The 17,973-nt window shown below is 35.8% G+C and carries 15 protein-coding genes, 1 tRNA gene, 1 pseudogene and 1 riboswitch; of the genes and pseudogenes, 4 read left to right on the top strand and 13 right to left on the bottom strand.

All coding sequences use genetic code 11. The annotated features are described in order from the left end of the window. Positions 1 to 261: 261 nt before the first annotated feature. The 4 genes from CEQ83_RS11880 to pdxR form a co-directional block, all read right to left on the bottom strand. Positions 262 to 1,461 carry a phospholipase D-like domain-containing protein gene (locus CEQ83_RS11880; RefSeq protein ID WP_099331011.1) on the bottom strand — a complete coding sequence of 400 codons (1,200 nt, stop codon included), beginning with the start codon at positions 1,459 to 1,461 and terminating at the stop codon, positions 262 to 264. 144 nt (positions 1,462 to 1,605) lie between these two features. Then, on the bottom strand, positions 1,606 to 2,451 hold the full coding sequence (locus CEQ83_RS11875) for a DUF2971 domain-containing protein (protein ID WP_033579026.1): 846 nt from the start codon (positions 2,449 to 2,451) through the stop codon (positions 1,606 to 1,608). Between the two features lie 134 nt (positions 2,452 to 2,585). Further along, entirely contained in the window at positions 2,586 to 3,218 is a 633-nt protein-coding gene (locus CEQ83_RS11870) for a hypothetical protein (protein ID WP_098112634.1), read from the bottom strand. A 513-nt stretch (positions 3,219 to 3,731) separates the two neighbouring features. Beyond that, entirely contained in the window at positions 3,732 to 5,165 is a 1,434-nt protein-coding gene (pdxR, locus tag CEQ83_RS11865) for a MocR-like pyridoxine biosynthesis transcription factor PdxR (RefSeq protein WP_047750930.1), read from the bottom strand. 136 nt (positions 5,166 to 5,301) lie between these two features. Between pdxR and CEQ83_RS11860 the strand changes: the two genes are divergently transcribed. Continuing rightward, complete coding sequence (locus CEQ83_RS11860; protein WP_155017262.1) at positions 5,302 to 6,198, top strand: DMT family transporter; 897 nt, start codon at positions 5,302 to 5,304, stop codon at positions 6,196 to 6,198. A 141-nt stretch (positions 6,199 to 6,339) separates the two neighbouring features. On the opposite strand, the gene CEQ83_RS11855 is transcribed toward CEQ83_RS11860, so the two are convergent. Together CEQ83_RS11855 and CEQ83_RS11850 are read right to left on the bottom strand one after the other, a co-directional pair. After that, the gene (locus CEQ83_RS11855; protein ID WP_016764194.1) at positions 6,340 to 6,570 is read right to left on the bottom strand and encodes a hypothetical protein; all 231 of its coding nucleotides are present in this window, start codon (positions 6,568 to 6,570) and stop codon (positions 6,340 to 6,342) included. A gap of 181 nt (positions 6,571 to 6,751) precedes the next feature. Beyond that, positions 6,752 to 8,053 carry a GH25 family lysozyme gene (locus CEQ83_RS11850; RefSeq protein WP_098999339.1) on the bottom strand — a complete coding sequence of 434 codons (1,302 nt, stop codon included), beginning with the start codon at positions 8,051 to 8,053 and terminating at the stop codon, positions 6,752 to 6,754. Between the two features lie 226 nt (positions 8,054 to 8,279). Between CEQ83_RS11850 and CEQ83_RS11845 the strand changes: the two genes are divergently transcribed. Together CEQ83_RS11845 and CEQ83_RS11840 are read left to right on the top strand one after the other, a co-directional pair. Then, the gene (locus tag CEQ83_RS11845) at positions 8,280 to 8,828 is read left to right on the top strand and encodes an HD domain-containing protein (RefSeq protein ID WP_028413300.1); all 549 of its coding nucleotides are present in this window, start codon (positions 8,280 to 8,282) and stop codon (positions 8,826 to 8,828) included. A gap of 106 nt (positions 8,829 to 8,934) precedes the next feature. Beyond that, positions 8,935 to 9,006, top strand: a tRNA-Ala gene (locus tag CEQ83_RS11840). 117 nt (positions 9,007 to 9,123) lie between these two features. Here CEQ83_RS11840 and CEQ83_RS27060 read toward each other — a convergent pair. The 4 genes and pseudogenes from CEQ83_RS27060 to CEQ83_RS11825 form a co-directional block, all read right to left on the bottom strand. Beyond that, entirely contained in the window at positions 9,124 to 9,273 is a 150-nt protein-coding gene (locus CEQ83_RS27060) for a hypothetical protein (protein WP_167387320.1), read from the bottom strand. Between the two features lie 709 nt (positions 9,274 to 9,982). Continuing rightward, positions 9,983 to 10,524, bottom strand: a pseudogene (locus CEQ83_RS11835) (DUF6143 family protein). A 274-nt stretch (positions 10,525 to 10,798) separates the two neighbouring features. Further along, positions 10,799 to 11,260, bottom strand: coding sequence for a hypothetical protein (locus CEQ83_RS11830; RefSeq protein WP_223546607.1), 462 nt, complete (start codon positions 11,258 to 11,260; stop codon positions 10,799 to 10,801). A 124-nt stretch (positions 11,261 to 11,384) separates the two neighbouring features. Then, positions 11,385 to 12,584, bottom strand: a complete 1,200-nt coding sequence (locus CEQ83_RS11825) for a phosphoglycerate dehydrogenase (RefSeq protein WP_013057119.1) — start codon at positions 12,582 to 12,584, stop codon at positions 11,385 to 11,387. A 168-nt stretch (positions 12,585 to 12,752) separates the two neighbouring features. Further along, a riboswitch (ZMP/ZTP riboswitch) is annotated at positions 12,753 to 12,831 on the bottom strand. Positions 12,832 to 13,041: 210 nt separating this feature from the next. Here CEQ83_RS11825 and htpG point away from each other — a divergent pair. Further along, complete coding sequence (gene htpG, locus CEQ83_RS11820) at positions 13,042 to 14,919, top strand: molecular chaperone HtpG (RefSeq protein WP_099331007.1); 1,878 nt, start codon at positions 13,042 to 13,044, stop codon at positions 14,917 to 14,919. Between the two features lie 30 nt (positions 14,920 to 14,949). Here the strand turns inward: htpG and CEQ83_RS11815 are convergent, their stop codons facing one another. From CEQ83_RS11815 to hpaB, 3 genes are all read right to left on the bottom strand, one after another. Further along, positions 14,950 to 15,510, bottom strand: a complete 561-nt coding sequence (locus CEQ83_RS11815; protein ID WP_028413303.1) for a tubby C-terminal domain-like protein — start codon at positions 15,508 to 15,510, stop codon at positions 14,950 to 14,952. A 55-nt stretch (positions 15,511 to 15,565) separates the two neighbouring features. Then, the gene (locus CEQ83_RS11810; protein WP_028413304.1) at positions 15,566 to 16,372 is read right to left on the bottom strand and encodes a DUF817 domain-containing protein; all 807 of its coding nucleotides are present in this window, start codon (positions 16,370 to 16,372) and stop codon (positions 15,566 to 15,568) included. Positions 16,373 to 16,520: 148 nt separating this feature from the next. Beyond that, positions 16,521 to 17,957 (bottom strand): 4-hydroxyphenylacetate 3-monooxygenase, oxygenase component, encoded by a 1,437-nt coding sequence (gene hpaB / locus CEQ83_RS11805; protein WP_028413305.1) that lies wholly within the window; start codon positions 17,955 to 17,957, stop codon positions 16,521 to 16,523. Between the last annotated feature and the right edge of the window lie 16 nt (positions 17,958 to 17,973).

Below are 17,973 nucleotides of genomic sequence, written 5' to 3'. Positions count from 1 at the left end.
ATCTTCTTTTTTATACTGAATGTTATGTTTGAATAGAATAGTCGAGTATTCTGTCTGAATTAGACAGCCTAGCACTTAGTATAACGATTGTTTACCAATGTTCCTTTTGTAATTAAAGCAAATCTTCCTTCTAAGGTGCTCAATACGTTTCTTGAAGTCGCTGTAAAACAATGCATGTGTACAGTCTCTCCTTTCCTGTATTGGCCTTACATAGAATATATACCCGGGGAAAAATAATTAAAACTTGATTTGGGTATTTTTTCAAAAATAATAATAAATCCATTCCGGTGTTTTTTTAAGAGAACGTTCCCATTTAGGGATTTCATCTATTACTGTTTTGGTTAATCTGCGGCTGTTTGTTTTATCTTCATTAATTTCTCGTTCTATGTGTGCAATCATCTCGCGATCGTAAATAATACAGCTTGCTTCATCATTTAAATAAAAACTTCTGGGATCCCAGTTGGCTGTGCTAATATTGGCAATCGTATGATCGATGACCATTACTTTTCCGTGAAAAAATCCCTTTTTATATAAGAAAATTCGAATACCTTTGTTTAATAGTTTCTCTGTTTTAGGGTAACTAGGCGGTTTAGTGAACCACGCATCGGTATTGTCTGGAAGTATAATATCAATTAAAACGCCTTTTTCTTTTGCTGAAATAAGTGCATTCATTAAATGTTCACTTGGAATAAAATAAGGGGTAGCAATGGTAAGCTTTACTTTGGCACGGTTGATTAGATCAATCATCTTTTGCTCAAGTTCTTCTCCAGTTGAAAACAGTAGCTGATAGTTTGCTCCGTTAGAGCGAGCGATAGGAACTCGCTGAGGAGATATATGTTGTCCCGTGTCTTCTTCCCAATCTTTCAAAAATTGCTTTTCAATTTCAAAAATACCTTCTCCTTTGATTCGCAAGTGGTAATCACGCCAATAGCCCAATTTTTTATGCTTCCCTAAGTATTCTTCTCCTATATTAAAACCTCCGAGATAGGCTTCTTGGCCATCTATTACGACAAACTTTCGGTGATTTCGATGATTAATGCTATAGAAAAAGTGCTGCCTGCTTGCTTTTCGGCTAAAAGTAAACTCAACTCCATTTTTCTTAAGATCATCTATGAGTGTTCGGGAGAGATCGTTTCCTCCAAAACGATCTACAGAAAGTTTAACCTTTACCCCTTCAGCTGCTTTCTCTTTCAATAGCTTAAATAGCTTCATGCTAATGTTGTCCGCTCGAATAATAAAAAATTGAATGTACACGTACTTTTTTGCTTTTTTAATGTCCTCAAATAAAGCAGGATATAAACTACTTCCTTGTGCATACAGCGCTATCTCGCCTTGGTAAACAGGCGTTTCGATAAGCGGATGTACGCGAACATAAGCGTTATAGCCTTTTTTTACGTCCCATTGAAAAAACAAACACAAACAAAGCCCGCATACTAAAATAAACAGCATTTTTTTAACCATACTGTACTCCTGATTTATCTAATATGTATACATAGGCTTTGGAGGTTTGTTTTATTTTATATGAGGAAATGTATGGAAATATAAAACGTGTAACACGAAAAGCTTAATCATTTTTGATTAAGCCTTTGTGTACTTCGCTAGCATTTAGTAAATATAGTCCTTATACAAGTCAGACTGAATAACCTTTTTATAAGCGAGACCGTGTTTCTTAGTAAGAGCTTTTACCTCATCTACACAGCTTTGAGCGCTTCTTGGCGATACGTAAATATCGTTGATAAGCTGATGTAAATTACATGTAAGGAGGTTGCCATGCTCATGAGAAAACTCATACGATCTTTTTTCAAGGATATCCATTCGTTTTTGCCATTGATTTGCGGAAATACCTTGAATTTCGAATAGCTTTTGCAGCTTCCAAGCGTGTATACGACTTGCCACAATAACAAGCCTCAATTCATTTTCATGCTGATAGGATTTGCGCTTGTAAAATAACGTGTCATATACAGAGTGACTGATCATTTCTTTTTGGAAGTCTATGTACTGCACTTTGCCAGAGAAGATTTTATAGCGCAAATCTTTAATACTGCACAATAAATTTTCATAGGTGGTTTTAATAGCTACGCCATCATTCCCCTTTAAATATAGATCCCACATTCCAGCGGCTTCGTAGTCATTGATATGCCAGGATGAAACAGCAGAAAATTCATGGATTTTTCTTATATAGGTTCTAGAGGTACGGTTATGACGTTCGCCTTTTTTTCTTAACTCTTCTATGTTCCACATTGAAGAGCATCCTTCAAGAGGGTCTGAAAATGCATCAGGTTTCGCGAAAAAAAGCGCATTGGTTTCTAGTAAATCTTGAAAATCAGACAGCGGCATAAATCGCCACACCGTCGGATTATTGTGCACCTTATAGCGTTCATCATAATCGTCATAGCTAGATTCGAATCTTTTAGCATATTCGTACGCTTTCTCTCTATAAGCTAAATCCATTGGTTTTCCTCCTCTGAATGCATATTCATACTTGAATTATAGCACTTAATTGTTGTAATTTTCAAAATTATCCACCTGCATTAACTTCTATTATCAGAAAAGAAGACACGCCTCAAAATCTACAGCGTGTCTTCTTATTTAATGAAATGAATGTTTTGCTTAATACTTTCACTTTCTGGCTGATTTAATTCTAATAAATAAATTTCATCCGCTCGAAAATCAGTATTCTTCATTTCTTTTTTTAAGGTACGAATAAAGGCAGCTGAACTTTTTCCATAGGCTTCAAAATAATGAAACGTGTGTACAACAAATAGAATGGATGCTCCACTGTAATCTTTTTTGCTCTTTTTTTGGATGTTTTCTAGCACTTTTTCTATATACTCTTCCACAGAACCTTCCGTCTGGATACGGGGTAGAGCAAAATTTCCTGAATTGACCCTCTGTGCATCTTCAAATTCCAGTTTCCCATCTTTATAAGAAGTAATTTCAATTCGTTTTTCAGTACCATCCGGCTGAAGAATTAATCCGTCGTATCCTTGACTTCCAATAATAAGCTTCAATTTTGAATTCCTCGGACAATAAGAAGATTGGCTGAAACAATAAAGCGGATAAAACTCTTCAAAAAACTTTTTGAAACGCCCTTTTTTGAGTCGAGCTAATTTTATATACTCTTTGTTTTGATGAATCATTTGCTGCGTATGTTCAAAATACTGTTTCATTTCTTCTTGCGTTCTGTACAGATCAAGATCTTTAAATAATTCATCCATCTTTTTCACCTTCAATCCCACCAACTAAAAAAGTCTTCTTACTTAGTAGATACATATTCATAAATGTGTGTGACAATTTTCTTTTTTTAAAGATATAGCTTTTTTAAAACAAAACGTGCACACTTTTCATTTTTTTGCATATCCTGTTATTCGTGCGTTCAATCATGAGCGTACGTTTCAGCCTTTAGTTGTAAAAGATAAACCGTAAAGTTACAGCTGATGGCCGATGATATGCGTCTGCTGATTTCATAAACTATAACAAACAGGAAACTTAACAATAATTGAGGTGTTGGAAATGTTTGATAATGATTACGTAGTTAAAACCATTCACGATTTACATGTAAAACGTACAGAAAGTCAATTAAAAGTTTTATTAACTTATTTTTTCCATAAAAAATAACACGTATTTATAGATGGTAATATATAGTCAGTTGTTACTTGATGTTTTTTATAAGAAGAATAGTTTGATACAAATAAAAAGGAATAGTGGGTAATCCACTATTCCTTTTTTTACTATACTTGCAATTCCCGAATCAGTTCAGCAAGAATTTCAATGCTTCTATCGATATCTGGTAAAGAGGCATAGGCGTAAGAAAGCCGAAGATAACTGCCGGTTTCTTGTGCATAAATACTTCCAGAGTTAAGCAATATCCCTCTTTTTAAAGCACGAGAGTATAAAGATTTCATTGAAATAGAAGGTTGAATATGCACCCATATAAAAAAGCCTCCTTCAGGATTCGTCCATGTTGCTATATCTCCTGCGTATGTTTCCAAAGCATTCAGCATCACTTTTCTTCTTGTTCGCAATTCCGTTCGTACAGTTTCCATATGCTGTTGATATAAGCCATTTTTAAACCATTCTGCTGCTACTCTTTGAGATAATGAGCTAGATCCATAATCTGTTTGCATTTTAATATCCGCCAAACGCTCAATGACTGGTTCTGGGCCGACTATCCATCCGATCCGTAATCCCGGGCTTAGTGTTTTAGAAAGACTGCTAACATATAACACGTGTCCATTTTTATCTAAAGCTTTTAATGGCAGCGGAGGCTGTTTATCTAGCCATAATTCGCGGTATAAATCATCTTCAATAATAGGAAGCTGATGTTCCTCACATTCTTTCAACAAATCGTAACGCCTATTTTGTGACATTAATGTTCCCGTTGGGTTATGGAAACATGGATTTGTATATAAAATAGCTTGCCCTTCTTGAGGGTCGGCGCGTTTTATAGCTGTTACTTTTATTCCTTCCTCATCCATAGCAAGGCCTTTGAGTTTCATTCCGGCTGATTGAAATACATGTAAGGAATATAGATAAGAAGGTTTTTCGAGCAAAACCGAAGAGTTTCTTTGCAGCAGTCCAATTGAAATAAGCTGAAGAGCTTGAAGAGCGCCGGAAACAATTAAAATAGAATCTGGAGAAGATTCAATCCCTATTGTTTTCATATATGCACTTAATTCTTTTCGTAAAGGAAAATACCCCTTTGGTTCTTCGTATCCTAGAACCTCCATATTTTCTGCTACTTTTTCTACGGCGTATTTCATTTTGTTTTTAGGAAATATGTCAGGTGAAAGCTCTCCTTTGCTTAATTGAATAAGGTTTGAGTTAAATTCGGATTCATTAATATCTTGTACCATTGCTTGACTCGGATGATGCATGCCTGATTTCACATGAACATCCCAATCGGGCGGAGTTGTAGCCAAAAGTGTCCACGTATTATTTATAACGATGGTTCCCTTTCCCATCTTACCTTCAATTAAACCGTCCGCTGTTAATTCCTCTAATGCGGTGATGACCGTACTTCGGTTAACATCAAACATAGCAGCAAGCTTTCGCTGACTAGGAATTTTACTTCCAATCGGCCATTCTCCACGCGCAATTTTCTCTTTCATAAAATCAATGATTTGCTTGTATTTTGGATAACTCGAACTGTTCTCTTGATTCATACACGTACTCCTGTTTTTAAAGTGGTTGGGTTAATTGCTTTTAAACTGGTTGAAGACATTTTATCAAATGTTTATTAACATGGGAACCACAATAGATACTGGTTGGATTCAAAATGAAAAATGGAGATGAATAGGTATGAAATTAACGTTTAGTCTGGTGTTCTTACATATACTGATGATTAGCTTATGGGCTTCAGCATTTCCAGTTATTCAAATAGGGCTGGAATCGTTTTCTCCTCAGCACCTCGCTTTTGTTCGGTTAAGTATTGCTTCTGTAGTGCTGTTAGTTATTGCAATAGCCACACGCATGTCCTTGCCTGATATAAAAGATATTCCACTTCTTTTAGCGCTCGGTTTTTTAGGCTTTACCGTCTATCACACGGCCTTAAACATTGGAGAAAAAACGGTAAGTGCGGGTATTGCGAGTTTACTGATCTCGACTACTCCTATTTTTTCTTCGCTTTTAGCTATTTTTCTTTTTCAGGAGGAGTTCGGAAAAAGAAAATGGATTGGATCTGCAGTAAGCTTTGCTGGTATTGTACTTTTAACCTTCAGCAAAGAGAATTTTGTACACTCAGTTAATGGAATCTTACTGGTTCTGCTAGCTGCCCTTGCAGAAAGCGTCTATATAGTATGTCAAAAAAATTTATTAAAAAAATATGGTTTCCTTTCTTTTGTGACGTACAGTATTTGGGGGGCTACAATTTCTATGCTTGTTTTTTTACCTGGGTTAGAAACAGAACTTGCGTATATCTCTGTCAGATCAGCAATAAGCGTGATATATTTAGGATTATTTCCAACCGTTATTCCCTATATGGTACTCGCTTATCTGACATCGCGTATAGGTTCTGCTGAGGCTGCCATCTCTCTTTACTTAACTCCTGCGCTGTCCTTTTTCTTAGCGTGGCTGCTTTTAAAAGATATCCCGAGTGCAGCTTCCATTGTTGGAAGCATCATTACGTTATGCGGCGTGTTGCTTACACATAGTAAAAGAGAGAAAGTTCACAATGCAAAGGTAATGCGTAGGGCTTAGGGAATTCTCTTAAATGCTATGTTTTTTATTTATATATTTTATTTAGAACATACTTTAATTTCTTCTTTTTGCAGTTTAATTAATAATTAATATAAAAAAGCGCCTTTCTTTAAATTTCAAACATTAAAGAAAGGCGCTTTTTTATGTAGTTTCTAATTCTGCTTTTATTTTCCCAGCCACTGCGTGAGTCAGCTGCTGAAGATCGTAAATCTCTTCTCCTGAAAGTACTACGTGTCCGTTTAAAACGTGGTTATGTTTATATGCTCGATACGTCACTTCAATACTTTTTATCGCACGCTCTACTTCATCATTCACCATAATGCTTTCATAGTGATAGGATAGTGTTTCAATTCGAATCTGCGTATTTTTCATATTCATTCACCCTCCATGAGCCGTTGACTAAAAATATGACTGTTAGAGGTCGACTATACATAAAAACTTTTTTGTTATCACTTAATTTGTTATTTAGAACATATTTTAATTACTTAATTGATGTCTGCTCTTCTTTTTTTATAAAATCTCAAAATAAACCCCTACTCTTCAGAGCGGGGGTTTATTGCTTGTAGTACCAGCCTTTTTTATCTAAAAATTGTTTAACTTTTACAAAATCCAGTCCAGCTGCTGTGAGTTCAGCTGACGGATTACCTATTGCATGTACGTTTAATTCACTGTCAATTCCTTCATTTTTTAAGAAAGCACGAAACTCTGTTTCCATGTCTTTACTTAATCCGCCTGTTTTAATTGTAACTGGGATAGGTTCTACGTCTTTCATTTGCACGAATCCGCCTGGAACAGCCCATGCTGCACTCGTATAGCCATATACGCTAAATACCGTGCCTTTTTTTATAGTTCTGAAATTCTCTGTTACATTCGCATATTTGTAGACTCCAATATCCTTCTTCGCTTTTACTTGAAAAGAATATTTATCTCCGAGTGAAGTAACCTTTGGTAATGATTCTTCTATAGGAGTACTTACACCCTTAAGCAATTCCATCATTTTAGCTAATGTTTTCTCATCAGCTTTTCCAGTTGACGTTAATCCATACTTTTCTTGAAAAGCTTTAACAGCTGCAACGGTTTCATTTCCGTATTGGCCATCGGTTCCTTGCTGGGAAAGCTCAAATCCTAATTTAATTAAGTTTTGCTGCAGTTCTTTTACAGCTAGTCCGCTATCACCTTGCTGCAATTGTGCTGATGGCTGATTATTTTCCACCACCGCCACCCCTGTGTTAATACTATTAAAGAAATCCAGATCCATTTCATTGATATCAACATTGCCTTTAATCCCGTTTACTTTTCCTTGATCTGTATATTGAAACATAGACCATCTATCCCAAATGGCCGTATCACCTGGATTAGTAAATCCCTTGGAACGGTTACTTCCACTGTAACGAGCTATCCATAGCGGATATCTTGCCACGGCGCTTGTAAAATTGGATTTAATAAAACTATACCCGGTGTAAAGAATAGGCGTAATGCTTGTTTTCCTTTCAATATATTCCATCCATCTAACTGCAAAGGCTGTGACCTGCGCTTTTGTTTTCCCTTTATTTTCTTCCAAATCTAAGCAATGAGGCAAATCAACCTTCATGCTGCCTAATTTATTTAAAAAGAAATTAACTTCTGCAATAGGATCATTATCAGCATGAGCAAAGTGATAAAAGCCTACACGTAGACCTGCATTTTTTGCTCCTATATAATTATCATATGATTTTTTATCTAAGAAGGTTGTACCTTCTGTTAATTTAATATACGCGCCTTTTACCCCATCCGACGCCACTTTTGCCCAATTAATTGTTCCGTTGTGATGAGAAACATCAATGACCTTAATATTTTGATTATTACGGTTTTGCATTGCTATCACTCCTTCATACAAACTATGAATAAAAAAGGAAATGGCAACTGATACAGGCCTATTAAATAGATATTAGGCTTTATAAAAAACCGTACAATAAGAAGGGCTTTTGGTAGCCTTACCTTATTATAAGAAATGAATTTGTGCAATTTCATAACGTTAGAAGAGCTATATTCGTTTATACTAATAATATGAAGATATACTGTATAAAAAATGGAGGAATATGATGTCTTTAATAAAAGAAGCACGTAGGTATGCAGAACACGCTCATACCGGCCAAATGCGCAAGCTTTCCGATACACCTTATATTGTTCATCCTATTAACGTAGGTAATATTTTAGAAAAAGCAGGTTTTAGTGAAGAAGTAATTGCAGCAGCTTATCTGCATGATGCTGTAGAAGATACAAGTGTAACACTCGAAGAAATTGTACGAAGATTTGGTTTAGAGGTAGCAGGGATTGTTGAAGCTCATACAGAAAACAAATCAAAAAGCTGGGAAGAACGTAAACAGCATACAATTCAAATTGTGAAAACTGGTTCTCTTGAAGTGAAATCTTTAATTGTAGCAGATAAATTAGACAATTTACGGTCTTTAAAAGAAAGCTACGATCAGCAAGGAGATACGATTTGGAATAGTTTTAAAAGAGGATTCGAAAAACAGAAATGGTACTACGAGTCCATCAGCAAATACGCTGAAAAAGGATTGGAACCAAGCCAAATTCCAAGTTTTTTTAATACGTACAAACAAGAAGTAAATGATTTTTTTAGAAGTTAATATTCATATGAAGAAATTAGAAAACACTGAAAATAACTATTGCGAACGTGCGTCATACGTATTAAAATATAGTAGAGTCAACAGGCAATAAAGACTCTACATAAGCGGGACTGTAGTTCAGTGGGAGAATACTTGTCTGGCAGACAAGGGGTCGTGGGTTCGAATCCCATCAGTTCCATAAAACCAGTCGCATCAAGAGTTTAAAACACTTTAAAACTCTGCCGGATGGAATGGGTGTAATACTATTTCATCTGACCTCTTCATGATTTTCATGAAGAGGTTTTTTATTTTCTTTTTACGATTGATCCTCATGATTTTTATAATTATTCTTTTCACTGCTCCTGCTTACAATTTCTCTAAGTTCGCCCTCGTCGCCTTTTGCATTGATGATTTCAAAAAGCTGATTCAGCCCTTCACTTGTTTCATCGTTTGGTTCTTTGCTCATTCTATCCCCTCCTTTTGCTTTTAGGGTGCCCATCTTTTTCGCATTGTTTCATGTAAAAAGCAATTTATCAATATTAATCGGCCATAAAAGTATACCTTTACGATCCTTGTACGATTACTGGTTGTACAGATATACTCAATCAATCCTTGAAATTTTGCAGCGTTTTATAGGGTTTCTAATACTCATCTATAATGAAATAATCATCACAAACTTCGTTAAAATCGTTCTCTTCTTGGAGATCTCCTTCTTTATCTTTAGATATCTCGGTTTCTTGTGTAAATAGTCTAAAAAGCTTGTTTAACATTGTTTCACCTCGTATCTTTCATTAATACATTCAGTATGATTCATTTATATGAAGCCAGTATGAATTGAAACTTAAGATAATGTGAATGTAGACATGAACGTGAGATGTTAAGCATGCTTATATCCTGGACAAAAAAGTTACTTCATTCTACTTATGTATTATCGCTTTGCTTCTTGAGTCCTCAACTTCTTTAAATGCCGTTCAAATCGCTTGCGTAATCGGAATTATACGTTTGCTTGTTTTTCTTTAGTTATATCTACAATCAAACGAAAAAACGCAAGCTATAAAAAAGAACTTTGGATGCTACTGTAAAGTTCTTTTCATAAACACTTACCGTTTGTTAAGAACTGTATTAAATATGAAATAGCTCATACACTTCTCATACAATCGCTAAGACCTATTCAGTTAACAGTCCTTCTTACGTTTTTTCTCGAACCATCCATATGCAATTTCAGCTTCAATTTCTTTATTTCCTGGAGAAACTAAGAAAATAACGTATGAACCGTTGTTTGGAAAGATAAATTTGCCGTCTTCATCACTTACTAATGTACTTTTCGGCGGAACAACACGGTTAAATACGTTTACCCCTTTAGCAGGAACGCCTTTTACCATTTCTGCAAATTTAATTTTCCCTTTTGGCTTTGAACGTATTGTAGTATTTGCTGGACTCACATTATCTGAAGTTGTTCCTTTTCCAGGGGGATAGAATTAAACCAAATTTCAGCAGTAAAAGGTTCGTTTGAATAGTTAGTGATAGTAAAAGCATTCACAAATAAATCTACTCCGGAGCCGGAAGGGTTCACTAATCCGCCCGAAGCGTTTCTATTTCCACCAAAACGAATAGGCTCAGTTTGTCCAACAAAATAGTCTCCTTTTAACGATTGATATAAAGGATTAGGTATATTAACGGATTTAATATACGGTTTGCTCGACTCGTAATTTGACATACAATCGTCTCCTTTCTGGACTATATTTTAGGAGTTTTTTCTGTAAATGCTTGGACACATGCATATATAAATATATTTAATCTTTATATAAACGCAAAAAGATAGACCCGGTACTGAGCCTATCTTTTTCTATCGTTTTTACAAAAAATTTCCCCTTGGCCCTTTCCTTACTAATGCCCTCGTCGACTGCTGGTGTATAAACGGATTGTTTTTTGACTTTATATTCCGATGCTTTTTTTATCCGTCTACTATCCCTTCTTAAAGTAGTAATCACCTATTCTTTTGTAGTCATAAAATGAAGAATCTTTACCTTTTTTTCACAATACTCAATAATTTCATAACAGGTTGTGAGGATATCATGTCTAGACAGTTCTATTTCATCCAATACAAACTTTGAAAGCTGCTTTTGCAGAACCTCCAGCTTTTTGCTGTCTTCTTCATCGATCCACAGTCCTTCCGTAATACATACATCTGCTAGTTTGTTAATAGATTGAGCCGTCCAGTTTAAGCCGGCTGAAGAAACGGTTATTGTCAGTAAATCATTTTTTATAGCTAAAATAACCTGACACACATGGGTATAGGCATCAACTTTCTTTTGGATAAATGCTTTGCGAAGCTCTTGCTTGTATTGCTCTTTCGACATCGCTATAGCTACGACAGACGTAATGAAAGTTCCTGCCAGCGCGATGAGCGACCCTATCAAAATTCCTATCATTTCTCCTGACAAAACGTTCACCTCTTTAAAGGTATTTCTATATGCTATGGGAATGAAGGAAATGATATGAGGATAAGCACCATGTAAAAACAGCCCTAACTTAGAAAAGTTAGGGCTGAAACACTAAAATAGGATGATAACCAAATTAGATAATACGACTTGTAATAATTCCTTCAATTTGACCAATTTTTTCTTCTAGCTCAGGCACAATCTCGTCACTTACTTGATTGTCAATATCGATCATTGTATACGCATATTCACCGCGGCTTCTGTTCACCATATCTGCGATGTTTAAATTGTAGTTTGAGAATACTTGCGTAAGTTGTCCTACCATATTCGGTACGTTGTGATGGAAAGCAGCTACGCGTTTTTTCCCAGTGTAAGGAAGAGATGCATTCGGGAAGTTCACTGAATTTTTAACGTTTCCTGTTTCTAAGAAATTTTTCACTTGACGTGCTGCCATTACCGCACAGTTTTCTTCTGATTCTTGAGTTGATGCCCCTAAATGAGGAATTGGCACAACATTTTTCATGTTCAAGACATTTTGATTTGGGAAATCTGTAATATATCGACCAACTTTTCCACTTTCAAGAGCAGCTTTCATATCTTCTTCGTTTACAAGCTCACCGCGTGAGAAGTTCAAAATATGAACATCTGGTTTCATGATGCTAAACGTCTCTTTATTGAAAACACCTTTTGTATCGTCCGTTAATGGAACGTGAACCGTAATATAGTCAGATGCTGCAAATAGTTCTTCTAGAGACATTGCACGCTGTACGTTGCGAGACAAATTCCAAGCTGTATTAACAGAAATGAATGGATCAAAACCAATTACGTCCATATCTAAATCAAGCGCGTCGTTTGCTACAAGAGCACCAATTGCACCTAAACCAATAACGCCTAATGTTTTACCTTTGATTTCTTTTCCAACAAACTGTTTTTTACCTGCTTCAACTAACTTAGGAATTTGATCACCTTGGCCGTCTAATCCTTTTGTCCATTCAACTCCAGCAAATAAGTTACGAGAAGAAGCCATAATTGTAGTTAAAACCATTTCTTTTACTGCGTTTGCATTAGCTCCTGGCGTATTAAATACAACGATACCTTGCTCCGTGCAAGCGTCCACCGGTATATTGTTAACCCCTGCTCCAGCTCGTGCAATAGCTTTTAAATTTTGGTCAAATGCCATGCTGTGCATGTTAAAGCTACGCACGACAATCGCATCTGGATTTTCGCTGTCGTTGTCAATTTGATAACCTTCTTGATTAAAAACATTTAGACCTTTTTGTGCAATGTTGTTTAATGTTTTGATTGTTTGTACTTTTTCTAATGTTAATGTGCTCATTTTGTACTCTCCTCTGATTATCATCGTAGTTTTACATGTTTTTACCTTTGGATAAAGGAACTTCATTTTTAATTTTTTTAAAAGTCTGGTTTTTTAGCCTACATGTCTGATAACTTCTATATCCTCTCCCCCTAAACAGAAAGAGGTAAGAGATATGTATTAATCCCTTACCTCTGCCCAGGCGAACGGCTACGTCACTATATGCTTCCTCACGGTTATCCGCGTTTCGCCAGTCACATATAGTCTTTGAAATTAAGTATATTCTAGCAAACTCTTTCAGAACGTTCAACCTTTTTTTAAAAGTTTGCTTTTTTCAGTCTAATTTTTAATCTCTTTGGTGAATCTCCTAATATATTGACAAATACCCTAATACATGTTAAATAAAAAGAGTGATTAGCACTCTATCTATTCAAGTGCTAATTATTTTGTAAGCCCTATTTGGAAAGGAGAACTTCTTATGTCAAAAAAAGAATTTAAAGCCGAATCAAAGCGATTATTAGAGATGATGATTAATTCCATCTATTCTCAAAAAGAAGTATTTTTGAGAGAACTTCTATCAAATTCAAGCGATGCAATCGATAAAATTTATTACAAAGCTTTAACAGACGACTCCTTGCGTTTTAACAAAGAAAGCTATTACATAAAAGTAACACCCGATAAAACTAACCGTACCTTAACCATTACGGATACTGGAATTGGCATGACGCAAGAAGAGCTTGAAAGTAGCTTGGGCACAATTGCGCGAAGCGGTTCCCTTGCGTTTAAAAATGAAAATGAAACAAAGGACGGACACACGATTATTGGCCAATTCGGCGTTGGGTTTTACGCAGCGTTTATGGTGGCAGATGTCGTAACGGTGATTAGTAAAGCGTTAGGCAGCGATGAAGCCTATAAATGGGAATCTACTGGTGCTGATGGTTATACAATCGAACCTTGCGACAAAGAAACGGTTGGGACTCAAATCATTTTAAAAATTAAAGAAAATACAGAAGATGAAACGTATGATGAGTATCTAGAAGAGTATCGTTTAAAAGAAATCATTAAAAAGTATTCAGACTTTATCCGCTACCCGATTAAAATGGACATAACGGAAAAACGGCCTAAAGAAGGTTCTGATAACGAGCTAGAAGATTATACAGAAGAACAAGTTATCAACAGTATGGTACCGATCTGGAAGAAAAATAAAAATGAATTGACTTCAGAAGACTATGAGCAGTTTTATTCAGAAAAGCGCTACGGATTTGATAAACCGCTCACTCACCTTCATATTAATGTGGATGGAACGATTCGCTACAATGCTGTTTTATTTATTCCAGAAAATAGTCCGTTTGATTACTACTCAAAAGAATTTGAAAAAGGGCTTGAACTGTATTCAAACGGAGTCTTAATTATGAATAAATGTGCAGATCTTCTTCCAGACTACTTTAGCTTTGTAAAAGGTATGGTAGATTCTGAAGATTTATCTCTTAATATTTCACGTGAAATTTTGCAGCAAGACCGCCAGCTTCAGCTGATTGCCAAAAACATCGGCAAGAAAATCAAAAACGAATTAAAAAGCTTGCTTAAAAACGAACGTGAAAAGTACGAGAAGTTTTATGAATCATTTGGCCGCCAGCTAAAATACGGCGTTTACAGTGACTTTGGCAGCAACAAAGATGTATTAAAAGACCTGCTTTTATTCTATTCTTCTACAGAGAAAAAGCTCGTAACACTAAACGAGTATGTATCGCGCATGCCTGAGGATCAAAAGTATATCTATTATGCATCAGGCGAATCGTACGACCGAATTGAAAAGCTTCCTCAAGCAGAATTGGTTGCAGATAAAGGATACGAAATTCTGTATTTTACAGAAGATATCGATGAATTTGCGATTAAAATGTTAATGACGTACGAAGAAAAAGAATTTAAATCTGTTTCAAGCAGTGACTTAGGGATTGAAGCAGAAGAAGAACAGCTCAATGAGTCTGAGGAAAAAGAAAATAAAGAGCTATTTGACTATATGAAAAAAGCTTTGGCGGGAAAAGTAGGAGATGTGCGCGCGTCTAAACGTTTAAAAACACACCCCGTTTGCTTATCAGCTGATGGTGAAGTAACGATTGAAATGGAGAAAATTTTAAGTGCTATGCCTGACAATCAGCATGTAAAAGCAGAAAAAGTGTTAGAAATTAACGTAAATCATGATGTATTCGCTTCTTTAAAAGATGCATTTGAAAATGACAAAGAGAAACTAGACCTTTATACAAATTTATTATATAACCAAGCTCTTCTAATTGAAGGCTTATCTATTAGTGATCCCGTTGAATTCACAAATGATATTTGTAAAATCATGATATAAAAATCAGGCGCAGAATCATTCTGCGCCTGATTATATGCATGGCATAATAAAAGTAGTTATATAGTAAGAAGCGATAAAAATGGGTACGGGCAGTTCTTCTGTTACTCTTATTGAGTGTTTTCCTTGTTTAAAATGAAAAAGGTCTGATTTAAACTCCGCGACTTTTTCTCTTTTTTGATTAAAAATACATGCTTCCTCTACAGCTTCATGACTACTTAACATGTAGACGTTATTTCCCCATCTAATTTCTTGTGCTCCTTCGTTTTTGATTATTCCTTTACCTAATAGATCCCCCACTGTTTTTCCACTTTCTTTTATCACCCACCGGTGTTTCTTCACGTGATCAATAAACACCGTTCTTCCTTCCCATTGAACTTGTACATGTACCTTTAAGCCGCAGGAAAAGATAGGAAACCAAGAAATAGAATCTAAAACTGGAAGTCCATCACGAGTTACAAAATCAATACTTTTAGTCCACATATTTTTATGCACTCTCTTAAGCTGTCCGACGTTTTCTCCATTTTCATTTGTAACTGCTACGGTCTTCCCCGCTGATTTAAAATAGGGAAGATAAAAGATATATTCTTGCATATAATCCTCCAAAGCTTCTGTACCTCATATTAACAGCGTGTACATAGTTATGTTTCTATCTTTCATATATTTCGTTTGTTTCTTTGGATTTCTTCCTTTGTTTAAATTGGCTTTGATTTTCTTTTAAATGCTTTAGTAAAGCAACAATCAAGAAACTAACAATCACAAGAAGAAGCCAAGAGCTAATTTTACTTATATGAACCATTGTCCATTGCTGCTGTTGATCTGGATACTGCCATGCTCCGAAAAATGTTGCGATATTTTCAGCGATCCAAATGAAAAAGCCAATCAGTACAAAAGACAATACTAAAGGCATGCGATATGTACGTTTGTTAACCGTAAAATATACAAAAGTTCGATAAAAAATAAGTAAAGTAAAAAGTTTTAAAAACCAGCGGAAGTCGTAAATGAAATGATGCGTGAAAAAGTTAAGGTAAATAGTCATACTTAGTATACTGACAATCCACGTAGAAGGCCAATTCGCAAGCTTTAATTCAAGCCTTCTCCACACTTGGCACATGTAGCTGGCTACACTAGCATACATAAATCCGCTGTACAGCGGAACTCCCCAGACTTTAGTGAAAGCTTTTTCCGGATAGCTCCATGAGCCCATATGAACTTTGTAGAGTTCTAACGCTAGTCCAATTAAATGAAATACTGCAATGACTTTTACTTCATCAAGCGTTTCTCGTTTAAACGCCACCATTAAAACTTGAGTTCCTAGACAGACTAATAAAATAAGGTCATATCTAGAAATAAACGGTACTTCAATTATTTTTGTCATGGCCAATGTAAGAAAAATAATAACAGGAAAAACACAAGATTTTGCTTGTTCTAAACCAAAATAGATTAATTGCTTCATTGTAACATCCTATCTTTATAGTATTCCTTAGTATTTTCACAGAAATGATTCCCTGAAAATTATTGCAGATTTTTCAAATTTATTCAATAAGCATCTCCGCTGTTTTTGCAACTAAATTATCATACCCAGCGGAGATCAGTTTTCTCCATTAACTTTTCAAAAAATCGGTGACTCTCTGTACATAGCGCTCTTTATCGTAAGATAAGTACAGATAACTGGTTAACTGTACAGGCTCTCCAAAGAAAAAACGTTCATACAGCGTTTCTCTTGTGCCAAACGGACTCATCGTTAAATCCCATGCAAGTCGAAAAAGCTTAATTCGATCTTCTGCTCCTCTCGATTTAGCTTGCAAATAACGCGTAATATCTTCCTTAACCAATGAGCGGCACGTATTTTCTGTTGGTATTGCCATTAGTCCGCTTGCACCTAAAAGCTGGATAATCTCTGTAAAGGTAGGATATGTTTTTGAAAATATATTTGCGGCAATACGAAGTGTAGTTTCATTCGGACGCATGTATCCCCATGTATCAATCTCCGCTTCTTCTTCTGCTTTCATCACGAGAGCTTTCATCGTTTCTAACGCAATAATAAGCTCCGTGGCTTTTTCTCGCACATGCGGATAGTCCGTAATGTTAATGGTTTCAATCAGAGATTGTACAATTCCTAATACAAACTCTGTTTTGACAATTCTCCTTGAAGTTACTTGATGCAGAGCAAAAGCTGAGAAGGAACTAGAAGCAAGGAATGTATTTGATACGTCTACATTTTCATAGAAAAACACGCGGTTCCACGGTACTAATACATGGTCAAAGACAACAATTGTATCCATTTCTTCAAATCTAGAACTTAATGGATAATCAAACGTCGAATCTTTTCCTGCAAATGATTCTCTACAAATAAATTTAATTCCTTTTGTATTACTTGGAATTGAAAAAGCAAATCCTTTTTCTTTTCCTTGAATGCCCGCTGAAGACAGTACGAGCAGTTCATCTGTCATTCCGCCCTGTGTAGCAAGCAGTTTCGCGCCTTGGATAACGATTCCCTCATTGTTTTTATCAACTATTCTTGCTGCTATCGGTTCATCGTTTTGCTCGTAATAAAATTGGATTCGATTGACTTGAGGATCGATGAATGTATGAGTGAGCGATAAGTCGTGCTCTCTCACATATTCATAATAAGAAATGATGTTTTCAGGAAAGCAATTTTCTGCTCCTCTCAGGAGTTCTGCAGAGGATGCAAAAGCCATCAATACGGTATTCATATAATCTGGACTTCTCCCCATCATACCGTGAGTTAAGCGAGCCCACTGCTGAGTCATCTCTCGCCTCTTTTTTAACTCCTCTTTTGTTTTAGGCTGTAAATAAGATGTACCGACAAATTCCTTAGAAGCCGGAGATTGGTATGTCATGATATCTTTGATTTTTTTATCATGCTGAAGATCATAAAGCTTAGCTTGACTGTTAATGGCTCCTTTAAAAGCCGGATGTTCTGATATATCGCCTGTTACGAGCTTGCCATCAACCCATACATTTGCTTTTAATTGGTTAATTCTCTCTACGTATTGCTTCCCATTAATTGCTGACATACTCCCACTCCCAGAC

The organism is Priestia megaterium (genome assembly GCF_009497655.1).
Taxonomy (GTDB): Bacteria; Bacillota; Bacilli; order Bacillales; family Bacillaceae_H; genus Priestia; species Priestia zanthoxyli.
This window is presented reverse-complemented; position numbering and strand designations above follow the sequence as displayed.